The sequence below is a fragment of the Citricoccus sp. SGAir0253 genome, assembly GCF_005877055.1.
Classification (GTDB): domain Bacteria; phylum Actinomycetota; class Actinomycetes; order Actinomycetales; family Micrococcaceae; genus Citricoccus.
The window spans coordinates 1,148,469-1,173,725 of sequence record NZ_CP039424.1; the positions used below are offsets into that span (position 1 = coordinate 1,148,469).

The window sequence follows — 25,257 nt, forward strand, 5'->3', positions numbered from 1 at the left end:
GGCCATGTCCCTCGCCCTGGCGCTCGCGGTGCTCGCCGTCGGGCTCGTGGCCACGCCGCCGGCCTGCCGCCGGTGGGGTCGCGGCGCGGGGTGGCCGCTCGCCGCCGTCTACGTGGCGGCCGCCCTGGCCTACCTTCCGGCGCTCGCCGCGGGCACGGGCGGGGCGTCGCCCGACCCCGGCTCCCCGGCGGCGTGGTCCGTCCAGTGGGTGCCGGTGCCCGGACTGGACGGCGGCATCGACCTCGCCTTCGCCGCCGACCCGCTGGGCAGCCTGTTCACGCTCATCGCCCTGCTCATCGGCGCCGTCGTGCTCGCCTACTCCACCCGGTACCTGGAGCGGGACCAGCACCCGAGCCACTACCTGGGCTTCTACCTCGGCATGGCGATGTTCACCCTCTCCATGGTCGGGCTCGTCACGGCCGACGACCTGGCGGTGCTGTTCCTGTGCTGGGAACTCACCTCGCTCGCGTCCTTCCTGCTCATCGCCCGCTCCGGCCCGTCCGCGGCCGCCCCGTCCATGCGCACCCTGCTGGTGACCTTCCTCGGCGGCCTCGCCCTGCTCGTCGCGGTGGTCCTGGCGGCCGTGCGCGCCGGCACCACGGACCTCGGCGAGGTGCTGGCCTCACCGGTCTGGCGCGAGGACCCGGCGCTTACCACGACGGTGGGCGTGCTCGTCGCGCTGGCGGCGATGACGAAGTCCGCGCAGTTCCCCTTCCACTCCTGGCTGCCGGACGCCATGGCCGCGGCCACCCCGGTCTCGGCCTACCTGCACGCCGCCGCCGTGGTGAAGGCCGGCATCTTCCTGCTGCTGCGCTTCTCCCCGCTGTTCCACCAGGACCTGGCCTGGTCGGTCCTGCTCGTCACCGCCGGTCTCGTCACGAGCGTCATCGGCGGCTGGCGCGCCCTGCAGCAGCACGACCTCAAGCGGCTCATGGCCTACTCCACGGTCAGCCAGCTCGGGCTGGTCGTCGCGGCCATCGGCACGGGCTCGGCGGCCGGGCTGGCCGCGGCCGTGCTCCACACCATCGTCCACGCGCTGTTCAAGTCCGGCCTGTTCATGGTCGTCGGCGTCGTGGACCACGCCGCGGGGACCCGGGACCTGCACCGGCTGCCGGTGCTGTACCGCGCCCTGCCCGTGACGTTCGCCGTGACGGTGCTCGGCGCCGGCGCCATGGCCGGCATCCCCCCGCTGCTGGGGTTCGTCTCGAAGGAGTCCGTCCTCACCGCCCTCGCCGAGTGGGCCGTGCACTGGCCCGGGGACGACGGCGGCGCGGGCGTCCCGGCCACGGCCGGCAGCCTGCCCGGCTGGGCCGGGCCCGTGGCGCTGGCGGTCGCGGCCGTGGGCTCCGTGCTGACCTTCGCCTACTGCGCCAAGCTCGTGGTGGGCGGCTTCCTCGACCCCGGGCGCCACCGCGGGCGGGACGAGCCCGCGGACCGGGACGTCCACGGCCCCGGGGCGGTGCTCGTGACCTCGGCGGCCCTGCCGATCCTCGCCTCGGTCGCCGCCCTGGCCGTGCTGCCGCTGCTGGACGGCGCGGTCGGCGCGGTGGCCACCACGGCCCTGTCCGGCGGCGTTGCCCGGCCGCACTTCGTCCTGTGGCACGGGATCACGCCCGAACTGCTGACCACCCTGGCGGTGTTCGCGCTCGGGCTGGTGACCGTCGCGGTCCGCCACCGCCTGTGGCCCGCCCTCGAGCGGGCGCTGCTGCCCGTCGGCGGGTCCTCGCTGCTCGAGGCGGGCACCCGCGCCCTCGCCCTCGCCGGCGTGCTCACGGCCCGGCTCACCGCGCGGGACGCCGCGGCCTCCCACGCCGGGGCCATGATGGCCGCCCTGGCCGTCGTCGTGGTCCCCGGCGTGCTGCTGCTGCACGCCGGCGGGGCCCTCCCGCCGCTGCAGCCGGGACTGGACCGGCCCGTGGACGTGGTCCTGCTCGTGCTGGTCGTCGTCGCCGTGCTCGGCGTGGCCCTGTCCCGGTCCCGGCTGGGCGCCACCGTGGCGCTGTCCGCCGTCGGGATCCTGGTGACCGTCCAGATCGTCTCCCTGGGCGCCCCGGACGTGGCACTGACCCAGCTGCTCGTGGAGTCGCTGACGATCATCGTCATCATGCTCGTGCTGCAGCGGCTGCCGCGCGCCTTCGGCCGCGTGCGGGCCCGGCGCGCGCTCCCGGCGGCGGTCGTCGCCCTGTCCGCGGGGCTCGCCACCGGGCTGGCCACGTGGGGACTGACGAGCCGGCGGGAGAAGTCGGCGGTCGGCACCTACCTGCTCGAGAACGGCCAGGAGATCACCGGCGGCTTCAACATCGTGAACGTCATCCTCGTGGAGTTCCGCGCCCTGGACACCCTCGGCGAGCTGTCCGTGCTGGGCATGACCGGCGTGGCGATCGCGGCGGTCCTGTCCACCGTGCGCAACCGCTTCATGGACCCCGCGTCCGTCCCCGCGGTGGCGGCAGGGGACGAGGACGGCTCGGACGGGCCGGGCCCGGCCCTGGGCAGCGCGGCCGCGCGCCGGGCCGTGCTCGGCTCCTGGGGCAACACGAGCCAGCTGCAGCTGATGCTGCGGTTCCTGCTCCCGGTCCTGGCCGTGGTCTCCGCGGTGCTGTTCCTGCGCGGGCACAACGCCCCGGGCGGCGGCTTCATCGCCGCCCTCGTGGGCTCCGCCATCGTGGGGCTGCTGTACCTGTCCACCTCCCGCGACCGGCAGATCGGCCCGCCGCGCGCCCCGCTGTACCTCATCGGCGGAGGGGTGGTCGTGGCCGTGGGCACGGGGCTGTGGAACATGGCGTTCACCGGCACCTACATGGAGCCGCAGCACGGGTACCTGCTGGGCCAGAAGGTGACCACGTCCATGGTGTTCGACGCCGGGGTCTACCTGGCCGTGATCGGCCTGATCATGCTCGCGTTCAACGTGCTCGGGACCGCCCGCGCCGTCCAGGAGTCCCCCGGCGGGGAGGGCACGCGCGAGCGCGTGGACGAGGCGGTGCTCGGCGAGCTCTCCGGGCCCTGGGAGCCGTCCGCGGACCGACCCACGGACCGACCCACGGACCGACCCACGGACCGACCCACGGACAACCCCGTCGACGCCATGCTGGCCGCCGGCGGCCGCCCGCCCCGCGGGCAGCGTCCGGTGCGCCCCGGCAGCCGCCACATCGCCGACGGGTCCCGGCCCGGGGAATGGGGGCGCTGACGTGTTCGTCCTGGCCGTGACCGTCGGAGTGCTCACCGCCGCGGGGGTGTGGCTGTTGCTGCAGCGCTCCATGGTGCGCTCCATCTTCGGGCTCACCCTCGTCTCCCACGCCGCGAACCTGCTGCTGCTCGCCACCGGGGTCCCGGGCTGGCGCGCGGAGCCGCTCATGGACGTGTCCACCGCGGCCGAGGCGGCGGACCCGCTGCCCCAGGCCTTCGTGCTCACGGCCATCGTCATCTCCATGGCCACGGGCATCCTCATGCTGGCCCTGGCCGTGGTCGGCCGGGACGACGACCAGGAGCGCCCGCCGGACACGGGGGAGGAGCACGCATGACCGCCCTGGAGCCCGCGTCCTGGCTGCCGATGTTCGTGGCCGTCCCGCTGCTGCTGGCCGGGGTGTCCGTGGTCCTGCGGCGCCGCTCCGTGGACCGGGTCCTCATGGTGGCCGTCCCCGTCCTGGCCCTGGCCGGCGCGGTCGCACTGCTCGCCCACCACCGCCGGGTCCCGGTCCTCGCGGACGCGATCGGCGACTACGAGGGCGGCATCGCGATCCCCTTCGTCTCGGACACCCTGACGGCCCTCATGCTCGCCACCACGGCCCTCGCGACGGCGGCCGCCTGCTGGTTCCTCACCGCCACGGGCGAGGACCGGCTGCGCTTCGTGCCCGCCCTCGCGCTCATGCTGATGGCCGGGGTCAACGGCGCCCTGCTGACGGGGGACCTGTTCAATCTCTTCGTGTTCGTGGAGGTGATGCTGCTGCCGTCCTACGCCCTGCTCGCCGTCACCGGCACGTGGCGGCGCCTCGGGGTCGGCCGGATGTTCGTCATCGTCAGCCTCGTCACCAGCGCGATCCTGCTCATGGGCGTCGGGCTGGTCTACGGCGCGGCCGGGACCGTCAACCTGGCCGTGCTGGCCGGCCGGGCCGGCGAGGACCCGCAGGTGGCCCTGGCCGTCTCCGTGGTGCTGCTCGCCCTGGGCATCAAGGCCGGCGTCGTGCCCGTGCACGGGTGGATGCCGCGCGCCTACGCCGGGACCTCGGCGGGCGTGATGGCCCTGTTCTCCGGGCTGCACACCAAGGTCTCGCTGTACGCCCTGTTCCGGGTCTACTTCACCGTCTTCGCCCCGGGCGCGACGCCGGCCGGCGGCGGGTCCGGTCCGGCGTCCGGGTCCGCGGTGACCGGTCCCGGGACGGCGGCCACCGTGGCCGGGGTGATCGCCGTCGTCGTGCTCGCCACCATGGTGGTCGGCGCCCTCGGCTCCCTCGGGGAGCGCCGGCTGCGCGGGGTGCTCGCCTTCCAGATGGTCGCCGGCGTGGGGCACATCCTCATCGGCGCCGCCGTCGCCTCCCCGGCCGCCGTGGCGGCGGCCCTGTTCTACCTCGTCCACCACGTCGTCACCATGGCGTCCCTGCTGACCACGGCCGGCGCCGTGGAGCACACCTACGGCACCGGCGTGCTCGGGCGGATCTCCGGGCTGCTGCACCGGGACCGGCTGGCCGCCGTGCTCGTGGCGCTCGGGCTGTTGTCCCTCGCCGGCTTCCCGCCCACCTCCGGCCTGTGGGGCAAGCTCGGGCTCGGCCTGGCGGTGGCCGGGGCGGACGGCGCGGTGCCCGGCGGCGGCCGGCTGGTGCCCCTGTTCCTGGCCGGCATCGTGGTGTCCTCGGTCATCACCCTGGTCGCGCTGCAGCGGCTGTGGGGGTCCAGCTTCGCCGGGCCGCCGCTCGCCGTCCACCGCCCCGTCCGGGCCGACGGGACCCGCGGGCCGGAGCAGCCCGTCGGCGAGGCGCCGCGCATCCGCGGGGCCCTGCTGGCCCCCGGGGCCGCCATGATGGCGGTGTCCGTGGCCCTGTTCGTGTTCGCCGGGGTGCTCATGCCGGTCGTGGAGACGGCCGCCGCGGGCCTGTTCGACACCCGGCCCTACGTGGAGGCGGTGCTGCCGTGACGGACACCCGAGAGACCCGCTGGCGCTTCAGCGCCTGGCAGATGCTGCGCTACGTGGCCTGGCTGGTGGGCCAGGTGCTCGCCGGCTCGCTCGCCGTCGCGCGGCGCGCCCTGGCCCCGGGGCCGTTCGCCGAGCCGTCCATCGTGGCCTTCCCGCTGCGCTGCGCGACCGACCTCGAGGTGACCTGGATGGCCTCGTCCATCACCATCACCCCGGGCACCCTCGTGGTGGGCACCGCGCACGGCACCGACACCGAGCCCGTCACCGTGTTCGTCCACTCCGTCTTCGAGGCGGACCGCGCCTCCGTGCACGCCGGGCTGCGCGAGATGGAGGACCGGCTGCTGCGGATGACGCGCGGGCCCCGCTGGGAGGAGGCGGCATGAGCCTGGCCACGCCCTACGACGTCGTGCTGTCCGTGGCCCTCGGCGTCCTGGCCCTCGCGATCCTGCTCGGCCTGTACCGGATCTTCACCGCGCGGTCCGCGGCGGAACGCGCCGTGGTGGGCGACCTCGTGTACTTCGCCGGCATCGGCATCCTCATGATCGTGGGCATCCAGGCGGGCTCCGCGGTCGTCCAGGACGCCGCCATGCTCGCCGGGTTCGTCGGCATCCTGGCCACGATCGCGCTGGCCCGCATCCTCACGAGGGGGGAACGCTGATGGAACCGTACGAGCTGGCTGCCGCGGTCCTGGTCCTGTGCGGGGTGGTGCTGGTGCTGCTCTCGTCCGTGGCCATGGTGCGCTCGCGGGACGCCCTGCAGATGATGAACGTGTTCTCCCCGGCCACCGGGATGGGCCTGCCCCTCGTCACGATCGGCGTCCTGGTACACCTGACCGGGCGCGACGGCTTCGCGTGGTGGACGCTGCTCGTCGGCCTCGTCACCGTGGCCTCGCTCGTGGTGGTCTCCTCGCTGGCGTCCAACACGCTGGCCCGCGCCGTCTACCAGTCCGGGGCGCCGATCGACCCGCGGACCCATCCCCAGGAGCTCGCCGATCCGATAGGTTCGGCACCACGGGACCGCTGACGGGCCCGGCCGCGCCCCCTGGTCCGCGGCCGGCCCGCCCCGGTCCGGAAGGATGCCCACGGGAGCGCCGACGGACGGGAGCAGACATGACCACGCAGCACGAGGCCGGAGCCGGGGACACCCCGCCGCCCGGCGCCGGGGGCGCGGAGGGGCGGCGCGCCGTCGTCGTGGGCTCCGGGCCCAACGGGCTCACCGCCGCCGCGTTCCTCGCGCGGGCCGGCTGGTCGGTCGACGTCTACGAGCGCAACGCCGCGCCCGGCGGCGCCGCCGCCTCCGCCCCGGTGCTCGGCCCGGGCACGATCGTGGACCTCGGGGCGGCGGGGCACCCCTTCGGCATCGCCAGCCCCGCGTTCCGGGAACTGGACCTCGCCGCCCACGGCCTGGAGTGGGCGCACCCCGAGGTCCCCATGGCGCACCCGCTCGAGGGGCGCCCGGCCGCGGTCCTGCACCGGTCCCTCGAGGCCACGGCCGCGGACCTCGGCCGTGACGGCGGGGCGTGGACCCGCCTGCACGCGCCGATCGTGGACCGCGTGGACGAGCACCTGGAGAACATCCTCGGGCCCTCCCTGCTGCGGCTCCCGCGGCACCCGCTGGCCCTGGCCCGCTTCGGGGTGCGGGCCGCGTGGCCCGCCGGCGCCCTCGGCCGGGCCCTGTTCCGGGACGAGGCGGCACGGTCCCTGTTCGCCAGCTCCTCGATCCACGCCATCCTGCCGCCCTCGCACCTGCTCACCTCCGCGTTCGGGCTCGTCTTCGGCGCCCTCGGCATGACCCGCGGGTGGCCCGTGGCCCGAGGCGGCACCGGGGCGATCACCGCCGCCCTGGTCTCCGTGCTCGAGGCGCACGGCGGACGGGTCCACGTGGGCCACGAGGTGCGTGACCTGCGCGAGGTGGGCGTGGCCGAGGCCGTGGTCCTGGACCTCACCCCGCGCCAGGTGCTCGCGCTGCAGGGTACCGGGCTGGGCGGCCGCTACGCCGCCCAGCTGCGGCGCTGGCGGTACGGCACGGGGGTGTCCAAGGTCGACTACCTGCTGGACGGACCCATCCCCTGGACGGACGCCCGGGTGGCCGGGGCCGGCACCGTGCACGTCACCGGGACGCTCGCGGAGCTGGAGCACGCCGAGCGGGAGGCCGCGGCCGGGCGGATGCCGGACCGCCCGTTCGTCATGGTGTGCCAGCAGCAGGCCGCGGATCCCTCCCGCGCCACTGGTCCGGCGGAGGGCCGGACGGTCGTGTGGGCCTACGCCCACGTACCGGGCGGCTACGACGCCCCGGTCGAGCACCTCGTCGCCGACCAGGTGGAGCGCTTCGCGCCCGGCTTCCGGGACCGGATCGTGGACCGCGTGGCCACCACGCCCTCGGCGCTGGAGGCGTGGGACCCCAACCTCGTGGGCGGGGACGTGGCCGGGGGGTCCATGGGCGGGCTGCAGCAGGTGCTGCGGCCCGCGGCCGTGGCGAGCCCCCACCGCACCGGCACGCCCGGGCTGTACCTGGCCTCCTCCTCCACGCCGCCCGGCGGCGGGGTGCACGGCATGGCGGGGCTGCACGCGGCCCGGGCCGTGCTGGCCGACGCCGCCCGGCGCGACGCGCGGCGCCGGCGGGGCTGACCCCGACCCCCTCCCAGGGGCCCGTCGACCCCGGAATTCCACGATGGTGACGGAGGACACGCCCTTCTGGGAGGCCGGAAACACCCTGGACACCCGACTGTCGCGGCCCGGAAACACGGGCATCCCCGCAAGCCAGCGCTAAGTTACGGATGGGTAACGATTGGCCCGCGGCCACTTGTTCAATGGTGCCTTCGGATAGTCCGGCGCTATCCTCGACCACACCTTGTGGTGCTGCTCACACCCGCGGGAGCGCCGTGAATGCGGTTTCCCCGGGCGGCCCGGCCCCGCCCGTCCCCACGACGGGCCCGGACCGTGGGCGGTCCACGCCTCGCACCCGTTGAAATGGAGACGCTTTGATGAGGTACACAAAGCTTTCTGCCGCTGCCGCCCTCCTGGCCGGTTCGGCGCTCGTCCTGTCCGCCTGCGCGCCCGGGGGACCGGCGCAGGACGACGGCGGCTCGTCCCCGGCAGGGTCGGGTTCCGCCAGTGGCGGCGAGATGGTCACCGGCGAGTCCGGCGAGAAGCTGAGCGTCGAGCCGGCCGACACCGGCCTCGCCGACCTGGGCGACGTCCAGACCGAGGACGGCTCGGTCTCCTACTCGGTGGGCGAGGACGAGTTCCTGTCCTACAACAGCCTCACGCCGGAGACCTACTCCACCTACAACTCCGCCGTGACCGAGCGCCTGATGCAGGGCTTCACCTACTTCGGCACGGACGGGAAGATCTACCCCAACAAGGAGCTCGGCTCCTATGAGAAGGTCTCGGACGACCCGCTGACGGTGAAGTACACCATCAACGAGGAGGCCACCTGGTCCGACGGGACCCCAGTCACCGCCGCGGACTTCATCTTCCAGTGGGGATGGTCCAACCCGCGCATCGTCGGAGAGGACGGCGAGACCCCGCTGTTCAACTCGATCTCCCAGACGTTGGGCGAGTACGTCACCGAGGCGCCCGAGGCCGAGGCGGGGGACAAGGAGTTCACGCTCGTCTACGACCGCCCGTACGCGGACTGGGAGATCCTGCTCTACCCGCCGTTGCCCGCGCACGTGGTCGCCGAGCAGTCGGACATGTCCGTCGAGGAGCTCGTCGACGCGGTGAAGAAGGAGGACTCCGCGGCGCTCAAGGATGCCGCCGAGTTCTTCAACACCGGCTGGAACGCCTCGCCGGGTGAGGTCCCGGACGAGTCCATCGCCCCCTCCATGAGCCAGTACAAGCTCAAGAGCTGGGAACCGGGCCAGTCCATCACGCTCGAGGCCAACGACCAGTACTGGGGCACGCCCGCGGCCACCCGGGAACTGGTCATCCGGTTCGCCGCGGCGGACACCCACGTGCAGGCGCTGCAGAACGGTGACCTGGACGTCATCGAGCCCCAGGCGACGGTGGACACGCTCGAACAGCTCGAGGGGCTCGGCGACCAGGTCGTCATCCAGAAGGGCGCTGAGCTGACCTGGGAGCACCTGGACTTCAACTTCCGTGACTCCTCGATCTTCGCGGACAGCAAGGAGCTCCGGGAGGCCTTCGCCCTGTGCGTGCCGCGGCAGGAGATCGTGGACAACCTCATCAAGCCCCTGGACCCCGAGGCCCAGGTGATGAACGCCCGCGAGGTCTTCCCGTTCCAGGAGAACTACCAGGAGGTCGTGGACTCGGCCTATGACGGCCGCTACGACGAGGTGGACCTCGAGAAGGCGAAGCAGCTCGTCGAGGAGTCCGGCAAGGACAACCTGACGGTGCGCATCGGCTACTCGGCCCCCAACCCGCGCCGCACGGACACCGTCGCCATGATCAAGTCGTCCTGTGACCAGGCCGGCTTCACCGTCGAGGACGTGGGCTCCGCGGACTTCTTCGACAAGGCGCTGCCCAACGGTGACTACGAGGTGGCATTGTTCGCCTGGGCCGGCTCGGGCCAGATCGCCTCGGGCCAGGAGATCTATTCCTCGAAGGGCACCCAGAACTACGGCGAGTTCGCCAGCGAGGAGGTGGACCAGGCCTGGGACACCCTGGCCAGTTCGCTGGACCCGGAGGTGCACGCGGAACAGGTGAAGGTCATCGAGAAGGCCCTGTGGGATGAGCTCTTCGGCATCCCGCTCTACGCCCACCCGGGCATCGTGGCCCACTCGGCGGACGTCGCGAACGTCCGCAAGACCGCGGCCCAGAGCGGTGCCGTGTGGAACGCGGAGCAGTGGATGCGGACCGAGTGACGGGCTGAGACGCCCGGCTGGACCCGAGGGGTCCCATCGCCGAGGCCCGGCCGCCCTGGTGGCCGGGCCTCGGCCGATGCGGGCCCCGTCCCCGCCCCTCCCATCTCCCGGTACGGAAGGCACCACCCGCAGTGCTGACATTCATCCTCCGACGTCTCGGCAGCTCCCTCCTCGTGCTCTTCGGCGCCTCGGTGCTGCTGTACGTCCTCGTCGTCAACTCCGGCGACCCCCTCGCGGACCTCCGTGAGTCCAACGCGGACAACCGCGAGTTCCTGATGGAGCAGAGGATCCGCTTCATGGACCTCGACCAGCCGTGGTACCAGCGGTACTGGACCTGGCTCACCGGCGTGGGGCGCTGCGTCATCGGCCAGTGCGACCTGGGCACGAACCGCTCGGGCCAGCAGGTCACGGACCTGCTGGCGCTGGCCGCCAGTTCCACGCTCCGGCTCGTCGTGCTCGCCACGGTGATCGCCATGCTGCTCGGCGTGGCCATCGGCATCCTCACCGCCATCCGCCAGTACTCGGGCATGGACTACGCCGTCACGTTCCTGACCTTCCTCTTCTTCTCCCTGCCGGTGTTCTGGGCGGCCGTGCTGCTCAAGGAGTACCTGGCCATCGGCTTCAACGACTGGATCGCCGATCCGGGGTTCTCGTGGCCCGCCGTCCTCCTGGCGGCCGCGGTCCTGGGCGTCGCCCTGCAGGCGGCGCTCGCGGGATCGGCCCGACGGCGACTGCTCACCTTCGCGGGGACCTTCGCCTTCGTGTGCGCGGTCGTCCCGTACCTGGACTGGCTCGACTTCGCCCGGTACCCGCAGCTCGGGCCGGTCGCGATCACGCTCGTCGGCGCCGCCGCCGCGGTGGGCGCCACGGCGCTGCTGGCGGGCCTGCGGAACCGGCGCGTCCTCTACGCCGGACTCATCACGGTGGCGCTGGGGCTGGCGGCCTACTACGCCACCTACGCCCTGCTGTGGGAGCCCACGTGGTGGATCCTGGTGGGCCTGCTGGTCGTGGCCCTGGCCCTGGCCGTCGGCGTCGGGCGGCTCGTGGGCGGGTACTCCAAGGGCCCCGCGGCCCTGGTCGCCTCCGTCACCGCGCTCGTGATGGGCGGGCTCATGGTCGTCGAGCAGCTGTTCCGCAGCTGGCCCGGCTTCCTCGAGGCCAAGGGCCGGCCGATCTCCACGATCGGCTCGCAGACGCCCAACTTCACGGGCACGTTCTGGGAGGACTTCCTGGACAAGGGCGCGCAGCTGCTGCTGCCCACCATCCTGCTGACGCTGATCTCCCTCGCCACGTACTCCCGGTACACGCGGGCCTCGATGCTGGAGATCAAGCAGCAGGACTACATCCGCACCGCCCGGGCCAAGGGCCTGGGGGAGCGGCAGGTCATCCTCAAGCACGCCTTCCGCAACTCCCTCATCCCGCTGACCACGATCATGGCGTTCGACTTCGCGGCCCTCATCGGCGGCGCCGTCATCACCGAGACCGTCTTCGGCTGGAAGGGGATGGGCGAGCTGTTCCGCACCGGCCTGAACCAGGTGGACCCGGGCCCCGTGATGGCGTTCTTCCTGGTGACCGGCACCGCGGCGGTGCTGTTCAACCTCCTGGCGGACATCCTGTACGCCGTCCTCGACCCCCGGATCCGGGTGTGAGCGGCATGAGCAACGAGATCGAGATTCGCGCGATGGACCAGACCACCACCACCGGCACCCCCGGCGCCCCCACCGCGGACCCGCCCGGCCCCGTGCCGCCGTCGGTCGACCTCGCCAACCTGGCCGAGGTCGAGGACGCGAGGCTGCGGGCCAAGACCGGGAAGTCCTACAGCCAGGGGCAGATGGTCCTGCGGCGGTTCCGCAACCACAAGGCGGCCATGGTCTCCCTGGTCTTCCTAGTGCTGATCTTCGTCCTCGCCTTCAGCTCCATCGGCTTCGCGGGCATCCCCGGCTGGTGGGACAAGGACTACACGCGCGCCGGACAGGTCGTCGAGGGCGGCGTGCCCACCCTGTCGGTGCTGCCGCAGTGGCTCGGGGGCGAGGGGGTGCGCTGGGGGGAGAACCCCTTCGGGCAGGACTCCACCGGCAAGGACTACTTCGCCCTGGTGATGCGCGGGACCCAGCAGTCCCTCATCATCGCCCTCGTCGTCGGGCTGGTGTCCACCGCGGTCGGCTCGGTGGTCGGGGCGGTGGCTGGGTACTTCCGGGGCTGGCTCGACGCCGTGCTGATGCGCCTGACGGACCTGATCATCGTCATCCCGCTGCTCGTGCTGGCCGCCGTGCTCGGCCGGATGTCCAGCGGCCTGGGCGGCGGCATCCTGCCCCTGGCTCTCGTGCTGGGACTGGTCACGTGGACCTCGCTCGCCCGCCTCGTGCGCGGGGAGGTCCTCTCGCTGCGGGAGAAGGAGTTCGTCGCGGCGGCCGTGGCCATGGGGGCGCGCCCGGGCCGCGTCATCGGCCGGCACCTGCTGCCCAACACCATCGGGGTGATCGTGGTCAACGCCACCTTCGCCATCGCCACGGCCATCCTGCTGGAGACCTCCCTGTCCTTCCTCGGGTTCGGCGTCCAGGCGCCCGACTCGTCCCTGGGCTTGCTGATCAGCCAGTACCAGAACGCGTTCACCACCCGTCCCTGGCTGTTCTGGTGGCCCGGCATGCTGATCCTGGCGATCGCCCTGTCCGTGAACTTCCTCGGGGACGGGCTGCGGGACGCCTTCGACCCCCGCCAGGGCGCCCGCGCCGCGCGTCGGCGGCGGCTCTTCGGGACGTTCGGCATCTCCGGGCGCGAGAAGGCGCTCGACCAGACCGCCGTGGATGGCCCGGTGGGGGGCGGCAGGGACGTCCCTGCCCAGCCGGGCAATGCCTCCGGCCTCGGGGACCTCCCAGGCGGCGGGAACTAGGCGGGAGTGAGGACCATGGGAATCTTCGGACGCGGGAAGTACGAGAACCGCGACGCCGGACGGACCGGCGCGCACGCCGCGGACGCCGCGGACGCCGGGGGCGTGGCGGTCCCGGGCGACGGGCCGGTCGGGGCGGAGGCGACGGGCGCCGGGGCCGGGACCCGGCGCGGCCGCCTGGGCCGACGGCCGGCGTCGGGCTCCTCGCCCGCGACCGGCGCACCAGGCGTGGTGCACCGCCATCCCGACCGGGACGGCCGGCCCATCCTGTCCTTCCAGGACGTCTCGGTGACCTTCGGCACCGAGTTCGGGGACGTCGAGGCGGTCAAGGGCGTGAGCTTCGACATCCGCCCGGGCGAGGTCGTGGCGCTCGTGGGGGAGTCGGGGTCCGGCAAGTCCGTCACCTCCGCCACCGCGATGGGCCTGCTGCCGGCCAACGCCGTCGTCTCCGGCACCGTGACCCTCGGGGACCGGGAGGTCACCGCCCTGGACGACGCGGGGCTGCGCCGGATCCGCGGGCGGCACGCCGCCATGGTCTTCCAGGAGCCGATGACCGCGCTGAACCCCGTGCTCACCGTGGGGGACCAGCTGACCGAGGCGCTGAACCTGCACGGCATCGCCTTCGGCACGGAGGCCGAGCGCCGCGCGGCGGAACTGCTGGAGATGGTGGGCATCGCCGACGCCCGGGCGCGCCTGAAGCAGTACCCGCACCAGTTCTCCGGCGGCCAGCGCCAGCGCATCGTCATCGCCATGGCGATCAGCTGCTCGCCCGAGGTGATCATCGCCGACGAGCCGACCACGGCGCTCGACGTCACGGTCCAGGCCGAGATCCTCGAGCTGCTGCGCTCGCTCAAGGACCGGCTCAACACCGGCATCCTGCTCATCACCCACAACATGGGCGTGGTGGCGGACATGGCCGACCGCGTGTGTGTCATGCTGCGCGGCGAGCTCGTGGAGTCCGGCGAGGTCCACCAGGTCATGCAGGACCCGCAGCACCCCTACACGCAGCGGCTGCTCGCCTCGGTGCCCCGGCTCGGGGCCGAGCTCGAGGTGGCCGAGCCGGAGCAGGTGGCGGCGGACCGGCCGACGGCCGACCACGCGATCGAGGCCCGCGGGCTGTGCATCGAGTACGAGCACCGCCGGCGGAAGAACCGCGTGGTCCACGACGTGGACTTCACCGTGTCCCCGGGGGAGATCCTCGGGCTCGTGGGGGAGTCCGGCTCGGGCAAGTCCACCATCGCACGCGCGGTGCTCGGCCTGCTGCCCGTCGCGGAGGGGACCCTGCGCATCCGGGGCGAGGACCTGTCCCGGATGGCGTCCGGGGACCAGCGCCGGCTGCGGCGGAGCATCGGCGTGGTCTTCCAGGACCCCGCCGCCTCCCTGGACCCGCGCTTCCCGATCGGGGACGTCATCACCGAGCCCATGGTCATCCACCGGGTCGGCAACCGCCGGACGCAGCTGGAGCGGGCCTACGAGCTGCTGGACGCCGTGCGGCTGCCGCGGTCCGTGGTCAACCGCTACCCGCACGAGCTCTCCGGCGGCCAGCGCCAGCGCGTCTCGATCGCCCGGGCGCTCACCCTGGACCCCGAGGTGCTGATCGCGGACGAGCCCACCTCCGCGCTCGACGTGTCCGTGCAGGCCGCGGTCCTGGACATGTTCGCCGAGCTGCAGTCGCGGTACGAGTTCGCCTGCCTCTTCGTCTCCCACGACCTGGCCGTGGTGGACATGCTGGCGCACCGGGTGCTCGTGCTCAAGGACGGCCGCGAGGTGGAGCAGGGGCCCACCGCCGAGGTCCTGCACCACCCGGCGCAGGACTACACCCGGCGGCTGCTCGCCGCGGCCCCGGTCCCGGACCCGGACGAGCAGCTGGCCAAGCGCACGGACCGGCGCCGCCTGCTGGAGTCCCTCGGCGAACGGCCCTACTGAGCCGCGGAGGGACCCGGTCCCTCGCCGTCCGGACGCCGCCCGTGCCGGTTCCCGTCCCGGTTCTGGTCCCGGTTCCCGCCGACGCCGGGCGGCGGCGACGGTGGGTGCCGGGGCCGTGGCGGCAGTGGTTGGCCGTGTCCCGTACAATCGAACGGGGCCACTGACGACCCCGCCACGGCACGACCGTGGGCGGCGCCGTGGCGACCTCGGCCGTGACCGGGCCGCTCGTGGCGTGATCGTCCGCCCCAGCACCGCCCCCGCGAACGAACAGGTCCTCATATGACTGAAACCCTCACCCAGCGCTCCGATCTCCGCAACGTCGCCATCGTGGCCCACGTCGACCACGGCAAGACCACCCTGGTGGACGCGATGCTGCGCCAGGCCGGCGCCTTCTCGAGCCACGGTGAGGTGGAGGACCGGGTCATGGACTCCGGCGAGCTGGAGCGCGAGAAGGGCATCACCATCCTCGCCAAGAACACCACGGTGTTCTACTCGGGCCCCTCCGCCCAGGGCCAGACCGTCACCTTCAACGTCATCGACACCCCCGGCCACGCCGACTTCGGCGGCGAGGTGGAGCGCGGGCTGTCCATGGTGGACGGCGTCGTGCTGCTCGTGGACGCCTCCGAGGGCCCGCTGCCGCAGACCCGCTTCGTGCTGCGCAAGGCCCTGGCCGCGAAGCTGCCGGTCATCCTGGTGGTCAACAAGACCGACCGCCCGGACGCGCGCATCGACGGCGTGGTCTCCGACTCCATGGACCTGCTCCTGGGCCTGGCCTCGGACCTGGCCGAGGAGGTCGAGGACCTCGACCTGGACTCGGTGCTGAACCTGCCCATCGTCTACGCCTCCGGCAAGGCCGGCCGTGCCTCCCTCGAGCAGCCCGCCGACGGCGAGCTGCCGGACAGCGAGGACCTCGAGCCGCTGTTCGCCACGATCATGGAGCACATCCCGGCCCCGGGGTACACCGAGGGCGAGGTCCTGCAGGCCCACGTCACCAACCTGGACGCCTCCCCGTTCCTGGGCCGCCTGGCGCTGCTGCGCATCTTCAACGGCACCCTCCAGAAGGGCCAGCAGGTGGCCTGGGCCCGCCAGGACGGGACCCTGAAGACCGTGAAGATCACCGAGCTGCTCGGCACCAAGGGCCTGTCCCGCGAGCCGATCGAGTCCGCGGGCCCCGGCGAGATCGTGGCCGTGGCCGGCATCGAGGACATCATGATCGGCGAGACCCTCACCGACCTGGAGGACCCGAAGCCGCTGCCGCTGATCACCGTGGACGACCCGGCGATCTCCATGACGATCGGCATCAACACCTCCCCGCTCGCCGGCCGCGTCAAGAACGCCAAGGTCACCGCCCGCCAGGTCAAGGACCGCCTCGACGCCGAGCTGGTCGGCAACGTCTCCCTGCGCGTCCTGCCCACCGAGCGCCCGGACGCGTGGGAGGTCCAGGGCCGCGGCGAGCTGGCCCTGGCCATCCTCGTGGAGCAGATGCGCCGCGAGGGCTTCGAGCTGACCGTGGGCAAGCCGCAGGTGGTCACCCGGACCATCGACGGCAAGGTCCACGAGCCGATGGAGCTGATGACCATCGACACCCCCGAGGAGTTCATGGGGCCCATCACCCAGCTCATGGCCGCCCGCAAGGGGCGCATGACGGAGATGTCCAACCACGGCACCGGGTGGATCCGGATGGAGTTCAACGTCCCGGCCCGTGGCCTGATCGGCTTCCGCACCCAGTTCCTCACGGACACCCGCGGCGCCGGCATCGCCTCGTCCATCGCCAACGGCTACGAGCCGTGGGCCGGCCCGATCGAGTACCGCTCCAACGGCTCGCTCATCGCCGACCGCGCCGGGACCGCCACCCCGTTCGCCATGATCAACCTGCAGGAGCGCGGCACCTTCTTCATCCAGCCCGGCGCCGAGGTGTACGAGGGCATGATCGTGGGCGAGAACTCGCGCGCCGACGACATGGACGTGAACATCACCAAGGAGAAGAAGCTCACCAACATGCGCGCCGCCTCCTCGGACTCCTTCGAGGGGCTCACCCCGCCGAAGAAGCTCACCCTCGAGGAGTCCCTCGAGTTCGCCCGCGAGGACGAGTGCGTGGAGATCACCCCCGAGGACATCCGCATCCGCAAGGTGATCCTGGACGCCAACGAGCGGAACAAGGCCAACCGCGCCCGTGCCCGCGCCTGAGGCGCCCCGGCGCGCCACCCCGACGCCGGCCGGTCCCGGACCGGCCGGTGTCGGCCCCCGCGCCCGGCGGCGCTGGGTGACGGTGCTGGCCTCCCTGGGCCTCGGCGCCGCCGCCGGTGTGCTCGGGACGCTGCTGCACGCCCACTTCCTCCGGCTGGGCGAGGCGGTGCTGCCGTGGGGCGCGGTGCTGGCCCTGCTGCTGGTGGCCGCGGTGCAGCTGTGGTGGACCCTGGACTCCGCGGTGCCGTGGACCGGGGGAGTGACGGCGGTGGGCGCCTTCACCGCAGCACTGGCCCTCGGGGCGTGGCCCGGCGCGGACGTGTTCGCGGTCGGGCTGACCGAGTACACGCTGCGCGTGGTCCCCGGGCCGGCGATCGCCGGGGCCGTGTGGCTGTGGGGCCTCCCCGTCGTGGCGGTCCTCACCATGCTCGTGGCCCAGCCGTTCCTCCGCGGCCCCGCGGCGCGGGACTAGACTGGCCCGTGAATCCCCGCCCCGGCGTGCCGCGCGCTCCGGGGGACGACCCGACGAACCGCTGGAAGGTGGACGGTCTGAAGTGACGTACGTCATCGCCCTGCCGTGTGTGGACCTCAAGGACAAGGCCTGCATCGAGGAATGCCCGGTCGACTGCATCTACGAGGGGGAGCGCTCCCTCTACATCCACCCGGACGAGTGCGTCGACTGCGGCGCCTGCGAGCCCGTGTGCCCCGTGGAGGCCATCTACTACGAGGACGACGTCCCGGAGGAGTGGTCGGAGTACTACAAGGCGAACGTCGAGTTCTTCGACGACCTGGGCTCCCCGGGCGGCGCCGCGAAGATGGGCCTGATCACCAAGGACCACCCGATCATCGCCGCCCTGCCGCCGCAGCCCACGCCGGCCGGCCTGTAGTGCTCACGCTCCCCGAGTACCCCTGGGAGTCCCTGGCCCCCTACCGCCGCACGGCCCAGGCCCACCCCGGGGGGATCTGCGACCTGTCCATCGGCACCCCCGTGGACGACACCCCCGAGCTGATCCAGCGTGCCCTGGCCGATGCGGCCAACGCCCACGGCTATCCCACGACGCACGGCACCCCGGCCCTGCGCGAGGCCATCGCCGGCTGGTTCGGCCGCCGCCGCGGCGTGCCCGGGCTGGACCCGCAGGCCGTGATCCCCACGGTGGGCTCCAAGGAGTTCATCGCCTGGCTGCCGCTGCTGCTCGGGATCGGCCCCGGGGACGTGGTGGTGCGGCCCACGGTGGCCTACCCGACGTACGACATCGGCGCCCTGCTCGTGGGCGCCGAGGCCGTGGCCGCGGACTCCCTCGACGAGCTCGACGCGGCCACCCGCGCCCGCGTGCGCCTGGTCTGGACCAACTCCCCGGGCAATCCCACCGGGCGGGTGGCCCCGGCCGCCGAGCTGCGCGCCGTCGTCGACCAGGCCCGCGCGCTGGGCGCCGTGGTCGCCGGGGACGAGTGCTACGCCGAGCTCGGCTGGGAGCAGTGGGACCACCCCGGCTCCGGCACCCCCTGCATCCTGGCCCCCGAGGTCTCCGGCGGGGACCACACCGGGCTGCTGAGCGTGTACTCGCTGTCCAAGCAGTCCAACCTCGCCGGCTACCGCGCCGCTTTCGCCGCGGGCGACCCGGCGATCGTGGCCAACCTCGTGAACTCCCGCAAGCACGCCGGGATGATCGTCCCCGCCCCCGTGCAGGCCGCCATGACGGTGGCCCTGCAGGACGACGCCCACGTGGCGGCGCAGAAGGACCGCTACCGGGCGCGGCGCGCCCTGCTCAAGGACGCCCTGGCGGCCGCCGGGCTCGTGGTGGACCACTCCGAGGCCGGGCTGTACCTGTGGACGCGGGACGGGGACCGCGACGGCGCCCGGGACGGCTCGCCGGCGGGCCCCGGGACCCCTCCGGCTCCCACCCCGGAGGACAGCTGGGCGCTCGTCGGCCGGCTGGCCGAGCAGGGCATCCTCGCCGGTCCGGGCACCTTCTACGGCGCGGCCGGGAACGGCTACGCACGCGTGGCGATCACCGCCACGGATGAGGCCGTGGCCCGCGCCGCGGAGCGCCTGCACGCCCTGCGCTGAGGCCTTCGTCACGGTCGGCGATTCCGTGCTGGTGCCCGGCACTTGGTAGCGTTGACGTGGATTGGGCTCCGCGACCCCACTGTCGGCGCGGCGGCCCGTAGACAGACCACCTGGTCCGCAGACAGACCACCTCATGAGGGAGTACCCATGACCGACAACACTTCAGCCGCGCTGTCCGTCGACGGCACGAGCGTCGACCTGGCCCGCGAACGGGCGACCGCGGGCAACGACGGGCTGAACATCGGACCCCTGCTGAAGAACACCGGTCTGGTCACGTACGACCCCGGCTTCATGAACACCGCGAACACCAAGTCCGCCATCACCTTCATCGACGGCGACGAGGGCGTGCTGCGCTACCGCGGCTACCCGATCGAGCAGCTGGCCGAGAAGTCCTCGTTCCTCGAGGTCGCCTACCTGCTGATCTACGGCGAGCTGCCGACCTCCGACCAGCTCGGCGCGTGGGACGAGAACATCCGCCGCCACACCATGCTGCACGAGGACCTCAAGGGCTTCTTCTCCGGCTTCCCGCGGGACGCGCACCCGATGCCGGTGCTGTCCTCGGCCGTGTCCGCGCTGTCCACGTTCTATCCCGACTCCCTGGACCCCTTCGACGAGGAGCAGGTCCACATCTCGACCATCCGCCTCATGGCGAAGCTGCCGGTCATCGCGTCGTACGCGTTCAAGAAGTCCATGGGCCAGCCCATGCTCTACCCGGACAACTCCCTGAACCTGGTGGAGAACTTCCTGCGCCAGTGCTTCGGCGTCCCGGCCGAGCCGTACGAGCTGGACCCGGACATGGTCAAGGCCCTGGACCTGCTGCTGATGCTGCACGCCGACCACGAGCAGAACTGCTCCACCTCGACCGTGCGCCTCGTGGGCTCCTCCCAGGCCAACATGTTCGCCTCCGTCTCCGCCGGCATCAACGCCCTCTACGGCCCGCTGCACGGCGGGGCCAACGAGGCCGTGCTGAACATGCTGCGCCGCATCCAGGCCGAGGGCATCAGCCCCGAGGACTTCATGGAGAAGGTGAAGAACAAGGAGGCCGGCGTCAAGCTGATGGGCTTCGGGCACCGGGTCTACAAGAACTACGACCCGCGCGCGAAGATCATCAAGAAGACCGCGGAGGAGATCCTCGGCAAGCTCGGCGGCAACGACGAGCTGCTGGAGATCGCCCAGCGCCTCGAGGAGAAGGCCCTCGCGGACGACTACTTCGTGGAGCGCCGCCTGTATCCGAACGTCGACTTCTACACCGGCGTGATCTACAAGGCGATGGGCTTCCCGGAGAAGATGTTCACCGTGCTGTTCGCCCTGGGCCGCCTGCCCGGCTGGATCGCCCAGTGGCGCGAGCTGATGGAGGACAAGTCCACCAAGATCGGCCGTCCGCGCCAGGTGTACACCGGCTACGACCTGCGGGACTACCCGGGCGCCTGAGCCCCGGCCCGGACACCCCGGCGCCCCCCACCACGCGACTGGCGGTCGATTCCGCCCCGGTTCCGGCCCCTTTCGGGGCCATTCCGGGGCGGAATCGACCGCCAGTTCGCGTCTCCGGGGACAGGGGGGCGGCGTCCCGCGGCGGCTCAGCCGGCGAGGGTGATCGTCACGGCGCCGTCGGTGCCCGTGGCGGGCGCCCAGCCGTGGTCGGCCCGCACCCAGCCCTGGCCGCCGAAGGACGCGGCCGTGACCCCGAACCGGTCGGCGTGGGCCACGGCCCACTGCACGAGCGCCCAGCCGCGCGTCCCGGTGGCGGGGATCGTCACGGTGCGCCCGTCGCGGGAGACGGACGGCTCCACGGCGGACAGCTGGTCCTCCAGCGCCGCCACGAGGGCCTCGGCGTCCCCCGGGGCGTCCGGGGCCTTCAGCACGCAGTTCAGGGCGGCGGGGGAGTGGCCGGTCAGGGCGGAGGCGTAGGCCCGGCCCTCCGGCTCGTGGTCGGCATAGGCATCGGGGTAGGCCGAGCGCTGCACCGCCTGGGCGGCCACCGTGATGTCGACCTGCTCGAAGTCCGGCACCAGCCGCTCGAGCTCCTGGTAGAACCGGTTCGCCGCGTAGACGGGGTCCATCACCTGCTCCTCGGAGCCCCAGCCCTGCGTGGGGCGCTGCTGGAACAGGCCCCGGGAGTCGGGACCCGCCTCGTCCCCGTAGTCGATGTTGCGCAGCTTGGACTCCTGCACCGCGGTGGCGATGCCGATCGAGGCCGCGCGCGCGGGCAGGCCCCGGTCCAGGGACACGGCGGCGATCAGGGCGGCGTTGGCGGCCTGGTCGGGGGCCAGGTCGAACGAGTCCGGGCCCACCACGGCGGTGCACCGCTCGCGGACCAGGATCTCCGAGCCGTCGATGAACCGGGACGCCGCCCAGAACCCCCCGGCCACCAGGAGGGCGCAGACGAGCAGCACGCCCAGGGCCCGGCGACGCCGGCGCGTGCGCGGCGTCACCGGGTCACCGGTGCGTCAGTTGGCGTGCAGGGCATCATTGAGCGCCACGGTCTGGCCCGCGCGGGGCAGCGCCTGGACCTGGCCCGTGGAGGAGTCCCGCCGGAACAGCAGGTTCGGCACGCCGGACAGGTCCAGGGCCTTGACCTCGGACTGCGCCCCCGAGTCCTGGCGGACGGTGACGCGCGTGCCGGCGGTGACGTACAGGCCCGCCTCCACCACGCAGTCGTCGCCCACGGAGATGCCCACGCCGGAGTTGGCGCCGAGCAGCACCCGCTCGCCGATGACGATGCGCTGCGTGCCGCCGCCGGACAGGGTGCCCATGATCGAGGCACCGCCGCCCACGTCCGAGCCGTCGCCCACGACCACGCCCGCGGAGATGCGGCCCTCGACCATCGAGGCGCCCAGGGTGCCGGCGTTGAAGTTGACGAAGCCCTCGTGCATCACCGTGGTCCCCTCGGCCAGGTGGGCGCCGAGGCGCACGCGGTCCGCGTCGCCGATGCGCACCCCGGAGGGCACCACGTAGTCGGTCATCCGCGGGAACTTGTCCACGCCGTAGACGGCCAGCGGGCCGCGGGCGCGCAGCCTCAGGCGCGTGGTCTCGAAGCCGGCCACGGCGCAGGGGCCGGCGCTGGTCCACACCACGTTCGCCAGCTTCCCGAAGATGCCGTCCAGGTTCATCGAGTTCGGCTTGGCCAGCCGGTGGGAGAGCAGGTGCAGGCGCAGCCACGCGTCGAGGGCGTCCTTCGGGGCGGCGTCCAGGTCGGCCTCGACCGTCACGACCAGCTGGGTGGTCCCGCGGTCGGCGTCCTCCGCGGCGACGGCGGCCAGCGCCTCGGCGAGGGACTCGTCCAGGGCGGAGGCCGCACCCAGGGCCGGGGCCGGGAACCAGGCGTCGAGGACGGTGCCGTCCGCGGCGAGGGTGGCCAGGCCCAGGCCGGCGGCGGTGCGCGCGGCGGCCTCCTGGCCGGCGGGGCGGTCGGTGGGCAGGGCGGAACCGGGCTGGGAGGGGGTGGAAGTCATGGGGAATATCCTACTGGCATGGACTCCGCGCTCCCCGTCACCACCACGCCCGCCCTGCCCCCGCTCGAGGCCGACGTCGCCGTGCTGACGGCGGCCCTGCTGGACGTGCACTCCGTGTCCGACGCGGAGACCCCGTTGGCCGACGCCGTGGAGGCGGCCCTGCGCGCGCTGCCCCGGCTGCGGGTGGACCGGTTCGGGGACACCGTGGTCGCGCGCACGGAGCTCGGGCTGGACTCGCGGGTGGCGCTGGCCGGGCACCTCGACACCGTCCCGCTGCCGACCACCCCCGGGGCGCGCGGGACGGTGCCCTCGCGCTGGGAGCCGGCGGCCGGCGTCGGCACCGTGGGCGCTGTCCCACAGGACGCGGACGTGCTGTACGGGCGCGGGGCCACGGACATGAAGGGCGGCGTGGCCGTCCAGCTGGCGCTGGCCGGCCTGCTGGGGCGCGACGGCGGCCCGGTCCCCGTGCGCGACGTCACCTGGGTCCTCTACGACCACGAGGAGGTGGAGTCGGAGAAGTCGGGCCTGGGCCGGGTGGCCCGGCAGGCCCCCGGACTGCTGCGGGAGGCCGACTTCGCCGTGCTGCTCGAGCCCACCGACGGCGTGGTGGAGGGCGGCTGCAACGGCACGAGCCGGTACCTCGTCACCGTGCCCGGCGTGGCCGCGCACTCGGGGCGCGCCTGGCGGGGGGTCAACGCCATCCACGCGGCCGCCCCCGTGCTCGCCGCCCTCGCCGCCTACCGGCCGGCCACGGTGACCGTGGAGGGGCTGGACTACCGCGAGGGCCTGAACGCCGTGCGCATCCACGGGGGGACCGCCGGCAACGTCATCCCGGACGCCTGCGCCGTGGAGGTCAACTACCGCTTCGCACCGGACAAGACGCTGGAGCAGGCCCATGCCCACGTGTACGGGGTCCTCGGCGCCGCGGGCATCCCGGCGGAGCAGGTCCGGGTGACCGACGCCTCGCCGGCGGCCCGCCCCGGGCTGGACCACCCGGCCGCCGCGGCGTTCGTCGCCGCCGTGGGCGGCGAGCCGATGCCCAAGTACGGCTGGACCGACGTCGCCCGGTTCTCCGAGCTGGGCGTGCCCGCCGTGAACTTCGGGCCCGGGGACGCGCTGCTGGCCCACACGGACGACGAGCACGTCACCGCGGGCGCCGTCCGCCGCTGCCTCGCGGCGCTCACGCGCTGGCTCGCGCCCGGCGCCTGAGCCCCCGGCCCTCCGCTACTTGACGGTCAGGGCCGGGCCCATGGTCGTGGAGGTCACCGGCGCCGTGTCGCCCCCGGTGCGGGACGACAGCCGGCCGGCGAGCCGGGAGGCCAGCCAGGTGAGGATGAAGTTGATGACGATGAAGATCAGCGCGGCGATCACGAGCGTCTGCAGGATGTTGGAGTAGCCCGAGCCCAGCTGGCGCGAGTACTGCAGCAGCTCGTAGAACCCGATCAGGTAGCCCAGCGCCGAGTCCTTGATGATGACCACGAACTGGCTCAGCAGGGACGGCAGCATGGCCGTGAGCGCCTGCGGGACCTCGACCAGGCGCAGGGACTGGTTGGGGGTCATCCCCACGGCGGCCGCCGCCTCCCGCTGGCCCTTCGGCAGGGACCGCACGCCGGAGCGCACGAGCTCCGCGATCACCGCCCCGTTGTAGACGGTCAGGCCCACGATCACGCCGTAGTAGGCCGCGTCCGTGGAGTCGATGAGCCCGGCCGGGGCCACGATCCGGGAGAAGAAGAAGTACAGGAAGAACATCATCACCAGCACGGGCACGGCGCGGAAGAACTCCACGACCACGCTCGCGGCCACCCGGATGAACGCGACCGGCGCGAGCCGGAGGAACCCGAACACGAGGCCGAACACGAGCGCGGTGATGACCGCGATGCCCGAGGACTGCAGGGTGAACTGCAGTCCCGGCAGGTAGTAGTTGGACCACGCGTTGGCGTTGAGCGCGTTGGCCCACTTGGCGGGGGCGAGCTGGTCCTGGCGGTCCAGCTGCATCAGCACGAGCACCACGAGCACCAGCACGGCGGCCAGCGCCACGGCGTTGGAGATGAGGATGTTCCGCCGGGCCCGCGGACCCGGGGCGTCGAAGAGGACGGTCGACTGCTGCTTCATCGGGCCACCGCCAGCTTGTCGGAGAGCCAGGTCGTCAGCAGGCCCATGGGGATCACGATCACGCAGAACCCGATCGCGATGGTCAGGAAGATGTAGATCATCAGGTCGGGGTTGAACTCGATCATCGTCTTCATCAGCCCCGAGGCCTCGGCCACCGAGGCGGCCGCGGCCACGGTCGTGTTCTTGGTCAGGGCGATCAGCGTGTTGCCCAGCGGGGTGATCGCCCCGCGCAGCGCCTGCGGCAGCACGACCATGCGGGCCGCGGGCAGGAAGCTGAGCCCGATGGCGCGGGCCGCCTCGGCCTGGCCCTGGGGCACGGTGTTGACGCCGGAGCGGATCGCCTCGCACACGAACGCCGCGTGGTAGATCGACAGCGCGATCACGGCGTAGGTGAAGAAGTTCAGGTTGAAGTCCCGGGAGAACTCGATCTTCAGCTGCCCCCACACGGCGAGCACGCCGAGCACCATGATGATCGTCAGCGGGGTGTTGCGCACCACGTTGACGTAGGAGGTGCCGATCGCCCGCAGGGAGCCCACGGGGGAGATGCGGAACACCGCGAGGAGCGTGCCGAGGACGAAGGAGCCGATCGCCGCGAGCACGGTCAGCCGGACGTTCATCCAGAAGGCGCCGAGGATGTCGTACTCGGCCAGGAGTTGAAGAAAACCGTTCATGAGC

General features: G+C 73.0%; 21 protein-coding genes. 17 read left to right on the plus strand and 4 right to left on the minus strand.

Annotated elements, in window-relative coordinates; all coding sequences use genetic code 11:
- The first annotated feature begins 4 nt into the window (after window positions 1-4).
- The 16 genes from E7744_RS05290 to E7744_RS05365 all read left to right on the plus strand — a co-directional run bounded on the left by E7744_RS05290 (window position 5) and on the right by E7744_RS05365 (window position 20,449).
- Window positions 5-3,184 (plus strand): DUF4040 family protein, encoded by a 3,180-nt coding sequence (locus tag E7744_RS05290; RefSeq protein ID WP_138424640.1) that lies wholly within the window; start codon window positions 5-7, stop codon window positions 3,182-3,184.
- Between the two features lies 1 nt (window position 3,185).
- Complete coding sequence (locus tag E7744_RS05295) at window positions 3,186-3,518, plus strand: sodium:proton antiporter (RefSeq protein ID WP_137773214.1); 333 nt, start codon at window positions 3,186-3,188, stop codon at window positions 3,516-3,518.
- Window positions 3,515-5,125 carry a proton-conducting transporter membrane subunit gene (locus tag E7744_RS05300; RefSeq protein ID WP_137773215.1) on the plus strand — a complete coding sequence of 537 codons (1,611 nt, stop codon included), beginning with the start codon at window positions 3,515-3,517 and terminating at the stop codon, window positions 5,123-5,125. Before E7744_RS05295 ends, E7744_RS05300 begins: the two co-directional genes overlap by 4 nt.
- Window positions 5,122-5,508, plus strand: a complete 387-nt coding sequence (locus tag E7744_RS05305) for a Na+/H+ antiporter subunit E (RefSeq protein WP_246858562.1) — start codon at window positions 5,122-5,124, stop codon at window positions 5,506-5,508. Before E7744_RS05300 ends, E7744_RS05305 begins: the two co-directional genes overlap by 4 nt.
- A complete protein-coding gene (locus tag E7744_RS05310; RefSeq protein ID WP_137773216.1) occupies window positions 5,505-5,783 on the plus strand; it encodes a monovalent cation/H+ antiporter complex subunit F in 279 nt (92 codons plus the stop codon). The genes E7744_RS05305 and E7744_RS05310 overlap by 4 nt, the downstream gene beginning before the upstream one ends.
- Window positions 5,783-6,148, plus strand: a complete 366-nt coding sequence (locus E7744_RS05315) for a monovalent cation/H(+) antiporter subunit G (protein ID WP_137773217.1) — start codon at window positions 5,783-5,785, stop codon at window positions 6,146-6,148. The genes E7744_RS05310 and E7744_RS05315 overlap by 1 nt, the downstream gene beginning before the upstream one ends.
- Before the next feature lie 86 nt (window positions 6,149-6,234).
- Window positions 6,235-7,752 (plus strand): NAD(P)/FAD-dependent oxidoreductase, encoded by a 1,518-nt coding sequence (locus tag E7744_RS05320; RefSeq protein ID WP_137773218.1) that lies wholly within the window; start codon window positions 6,235-6,237, stop codon window positions 7,750-7,752.
- Window positions 7,753-8,108: 356 nt separating this feature from the next.
- Window positions 8,109-9,950 (plus strand): ABC transporter family substrate-binding protein, encoded by a 1,842-nt coding sequence (locus E7744_RS05325; protein WP_137773219.1) that lies wholly within the window; start codon window positions 8,109-8,111, stop codon window positions 9,948-9,950.
- A 131-nt stretch (window positions 9,951-10,081) separates the two neighbouring features.
- A complete protein-coding gene (locus E7744_RS05330) occupies window positions 10,082-11,599 on the plus strand; it encodes an ABC transporter permease (protein ID WP_137773220.1) in 1,518 nt (505 codons plus the stop codon).
- Window positions 11,600-11,631: 32 nt separating this feature from the next.
- The gene (locus E7744_RS05335) at window positions 11,632-12,840 is read left to right on the plus strand and encodes an ABC transporter permease (RefSeq protein ID WP_137773221.1); all 1,209 of its coding nucleotides are present in this window, start codon (window positions 11,632-11,634) and stop codon (window positions 12,838-12,840) included.
- 15 nt (window positions 12,841-12,855) lie between these two features.
- The gene (locus E7744_RS05340; RefSeq protein WP_137773222.1) at window positions 12,856-14,763 is read left to right on the plus strand and encodes an ABC transporter ATP-binding protein; all 1,908 of its coding nucleotides are present in this window, start codon (window positions 12,856-12,858) and stop codon (window positions 14,761-14,763) included.
- Between the two features lie 279 nt (window positions 14,764-15,042).
- Window positions 15,043-16,950, plus strand: a complete 1,908-nt coding sequence (gene typA, locus E7744_RS05345; protein ID WP_137773223.1) for a translational GTPase TypA — start codon at window positions 15,043-15,045, stop codon at window positions 16,948-16,950.
- Window positions 16,937-17,422, plus strand: coding sequence for a hypothetical protein (locus E7744_RS05350; RefSeq protein ID WP_137773224.1), 486 nt, complete (start codon window positions 16,937-16,939; stop codon window positions 17,420-17,422). Before typA ends, E7744_RS05350 begins: the two co-directional genes overlap by 14 nt.
- A gap of 82 nt (window positions 17,423-17,504) precedes the next feature.
- Window positions 17,505-17,837 carry a ferredoxin gene (gene fdxA / locus E7744_RS05355; protein WP_137773225.1) on the plus strand — a complete coding sequence of 111 codons (333 nt, stop codon included), beginning with the start codon at window positions 17,505-17,507 and terminating at the stop codon, window positions 17,835-17,837.
- Complete coding sequence (dapC, locus tag E7744_RS05360) at window positions 17,837-19,018, plus strand: succinyldiaminopimelate transaminase (protein WP_137773226.1); 1,182 nt, start codon at window positions 17,837-17,839, stop codon at window positions 19,016-19,018. Before fdxA ends, dapC begins: the two co-directional genes overlap by 1 nt.
- Before the next feature lie 147 nt (window positions 19,019-19,165).
- On the plus strand, window positions 19,166-20,449 hold the full coding sequence (locus tag E7744_RS05365) for a citrate synthase (protein ID WP_137773227.1): 1,284 nt from the start codon (window positions 19,166-19,168) through the stop codon (window positions 20,447-20,449).
- A 146-nt stretch (window positions 20,450-20,595) separates the two neighbouring features.
- Here the strand turns inward: E7744_RS05365 and E7744_RS05370 are convergent, their stop codons facing one another.
- Together E7744_RS05370 and dapD are read right to left on the minus strand one after the other, a co-directional pair.
- On the minus strand, window positions 20,596-21,450 hold the full coding sequence (locus tag E7744_RS05370; protein WP_137773228.1) for a hypothetical protein: 855 nt from the start codon (window positions 21,448-21,450) through the stop codon (window positions 20,596-20,598).
- Between the two features lie 15 nt (window positions 21,451-21,465).
- The gene (gene dapD / locus E7744_RS05375; protein WP_137773229.1) at window positions 21,466-22,470 is read right to left on the minus strand and encodes a 2,3,4,5-tetrahydropyridine-2,6-dicarboxylate N-succinyltransferase; all 1,005 of its coding nucleotides are present in this window, start codon (window positions 22,468-22,470) and stop codon (window positions 21,466-21,468) included.
- Window positions 22,471-22,488: 18 nt separating this feature from the next.
- On the opposite strand from dapD, the gene dapE reads away from it, so the two are divergent.
- Window positions 22,489-23,679 (plus strand): succinyl-diaminopimelate desuccinylase, encoded by a 1,191-nt coding sequence (gene dapE / locus E7744_RS05380; protein WP_137773230.1) that lies wholly within the window; start codon window positions 22,489-22,491, stop codon window positions 23,677-23,679.
- A gap of 15 nt (window positions 23,680-23,694) precedes the next feature.
- On the opposite strand, the gene E7744_RS05385 is transcribed toward dapE, so the two are convergent.
- Together E7744_RS05385 and E7744_RS05390 are read right to left on the minus strand one after the other, a co-directional pair.
- Window positions 23,695-24,582: an amino acid ABC transporter permease gene (locus E7744_RS05385; protein WP_137773231.1), complete on the minus strand. Its 888-nt coding sequence runs from the start codon at window positions 24,580-24,582 to the stop codon at window positions 23,695-23,697.
- Window positions 24,579-25,253, minus strand: a complete 675-nt coding sequence (locus E7744_RS05390) for an amino acid ABC transporter permease (protein WP_137773232.1) — start codon at window positions 25,251-25,253, stop codon at window positions 24,579-24,581. Before E7744_RS05390 ends, E7744_RS05385 begins: the two co-directional genes overlap by 4 nt.
- Window positions 25,254-25,257: the final 4 nt, after the last annotated feature.

Coding starts and splice junctions, on each gene's coding strand:
- E7744_RS05290 (WP_138424640.1), top strand. CDS start 5: ATGTCCCTCGCCCTGGCGCTCGCGGTGCTCGCCGTCGGGCTCGTGGCC.
- E7744_RS05300 (WP_137773215.1), top strand. CDS start 3,515: ATGACCGCCCTGGAGCCCGCGTCCTGGCTGCCGATGTTCGTGGCCGTC.
- E7744_RS05310 (WP_137773216.1), top strand. CDS start 5,505: ATGAGCCTGGCCACGCCCTACGACGTCGTGCTGTCCGTGGCCCTCGGC.
- E7744_RS05315 (WP_137773217.1), top strand. CDS start 5,783: ATGGAACCGTACGAGCTGGCTGCCGCGGTCCTGGTCCTGTGCGGGGTG.
- E7744_RS05320 (WP_137773218.1), top strand. CDS start 6,235: ATGACCACGCAGCACGAGGCCGGAGCCGGGGACACCCCGCCGCCCGGC.
- E7744_RS05325 (WP_137773219.1), top strand. CDS start 8,109: ATGAGGTACACAAAGCTTTCTGCCGCTGCCGCCCTCCTGGCCGGTTCG.
- E7744_RS05335 (WP_137773221.1), top strand. CDS start 11,632: ATGGACCAGACCACCACCACCGGCACCCCCGGCGCCCCCACCGCGGAC.
- E7744_RS05340 (WP_137773222.1), top strand. CDS start 12,856: ATGGGAATCTTCGGACGCGGGAAGTACGAGAACCGCGACGCCGGACGG.
- typA (WP_137773223.1), top strand. CDS start 15,043: ATGACTGAAACCCTCACCCAGCGCTCCGATCTCCGCAACGTCGCCATC.
- E7744_RS05365 (WP_137773227.1), top strand. CDS start 19,166: ATGACCGACAACACTTCAGCCGCGCTGTCCGTCGACGGCACGAGCGTC.
- dapD (WP_137773229.1), bottom strand. CDS start 22,470: ATGACTTCCACCCCCTCCCAGCCCGGTTCCGCCCTGCCCACCGACCGC.
- dapE (WP_137773230.1), top strand. CDS start 22,489: ATGGACTCCGCGCTCCCCGTCACCACCACGCCCGCCCTGCCCCCGCTC.
- E7744_RS05385 (WP_137773231.1), bottom strand. CDS start 24,582: ATGAAGCAGCAGTCGACCGTCCTCTTCGACGCCCCGGGTCCGCGGGCC.
- E7744_RS05390 (WP_137773232.1), bottom strand. CDS start 25,253: ATGAACGGTTTTCTTCAACTCCTGGCCGAGTACGACATCCTCGGCGCC.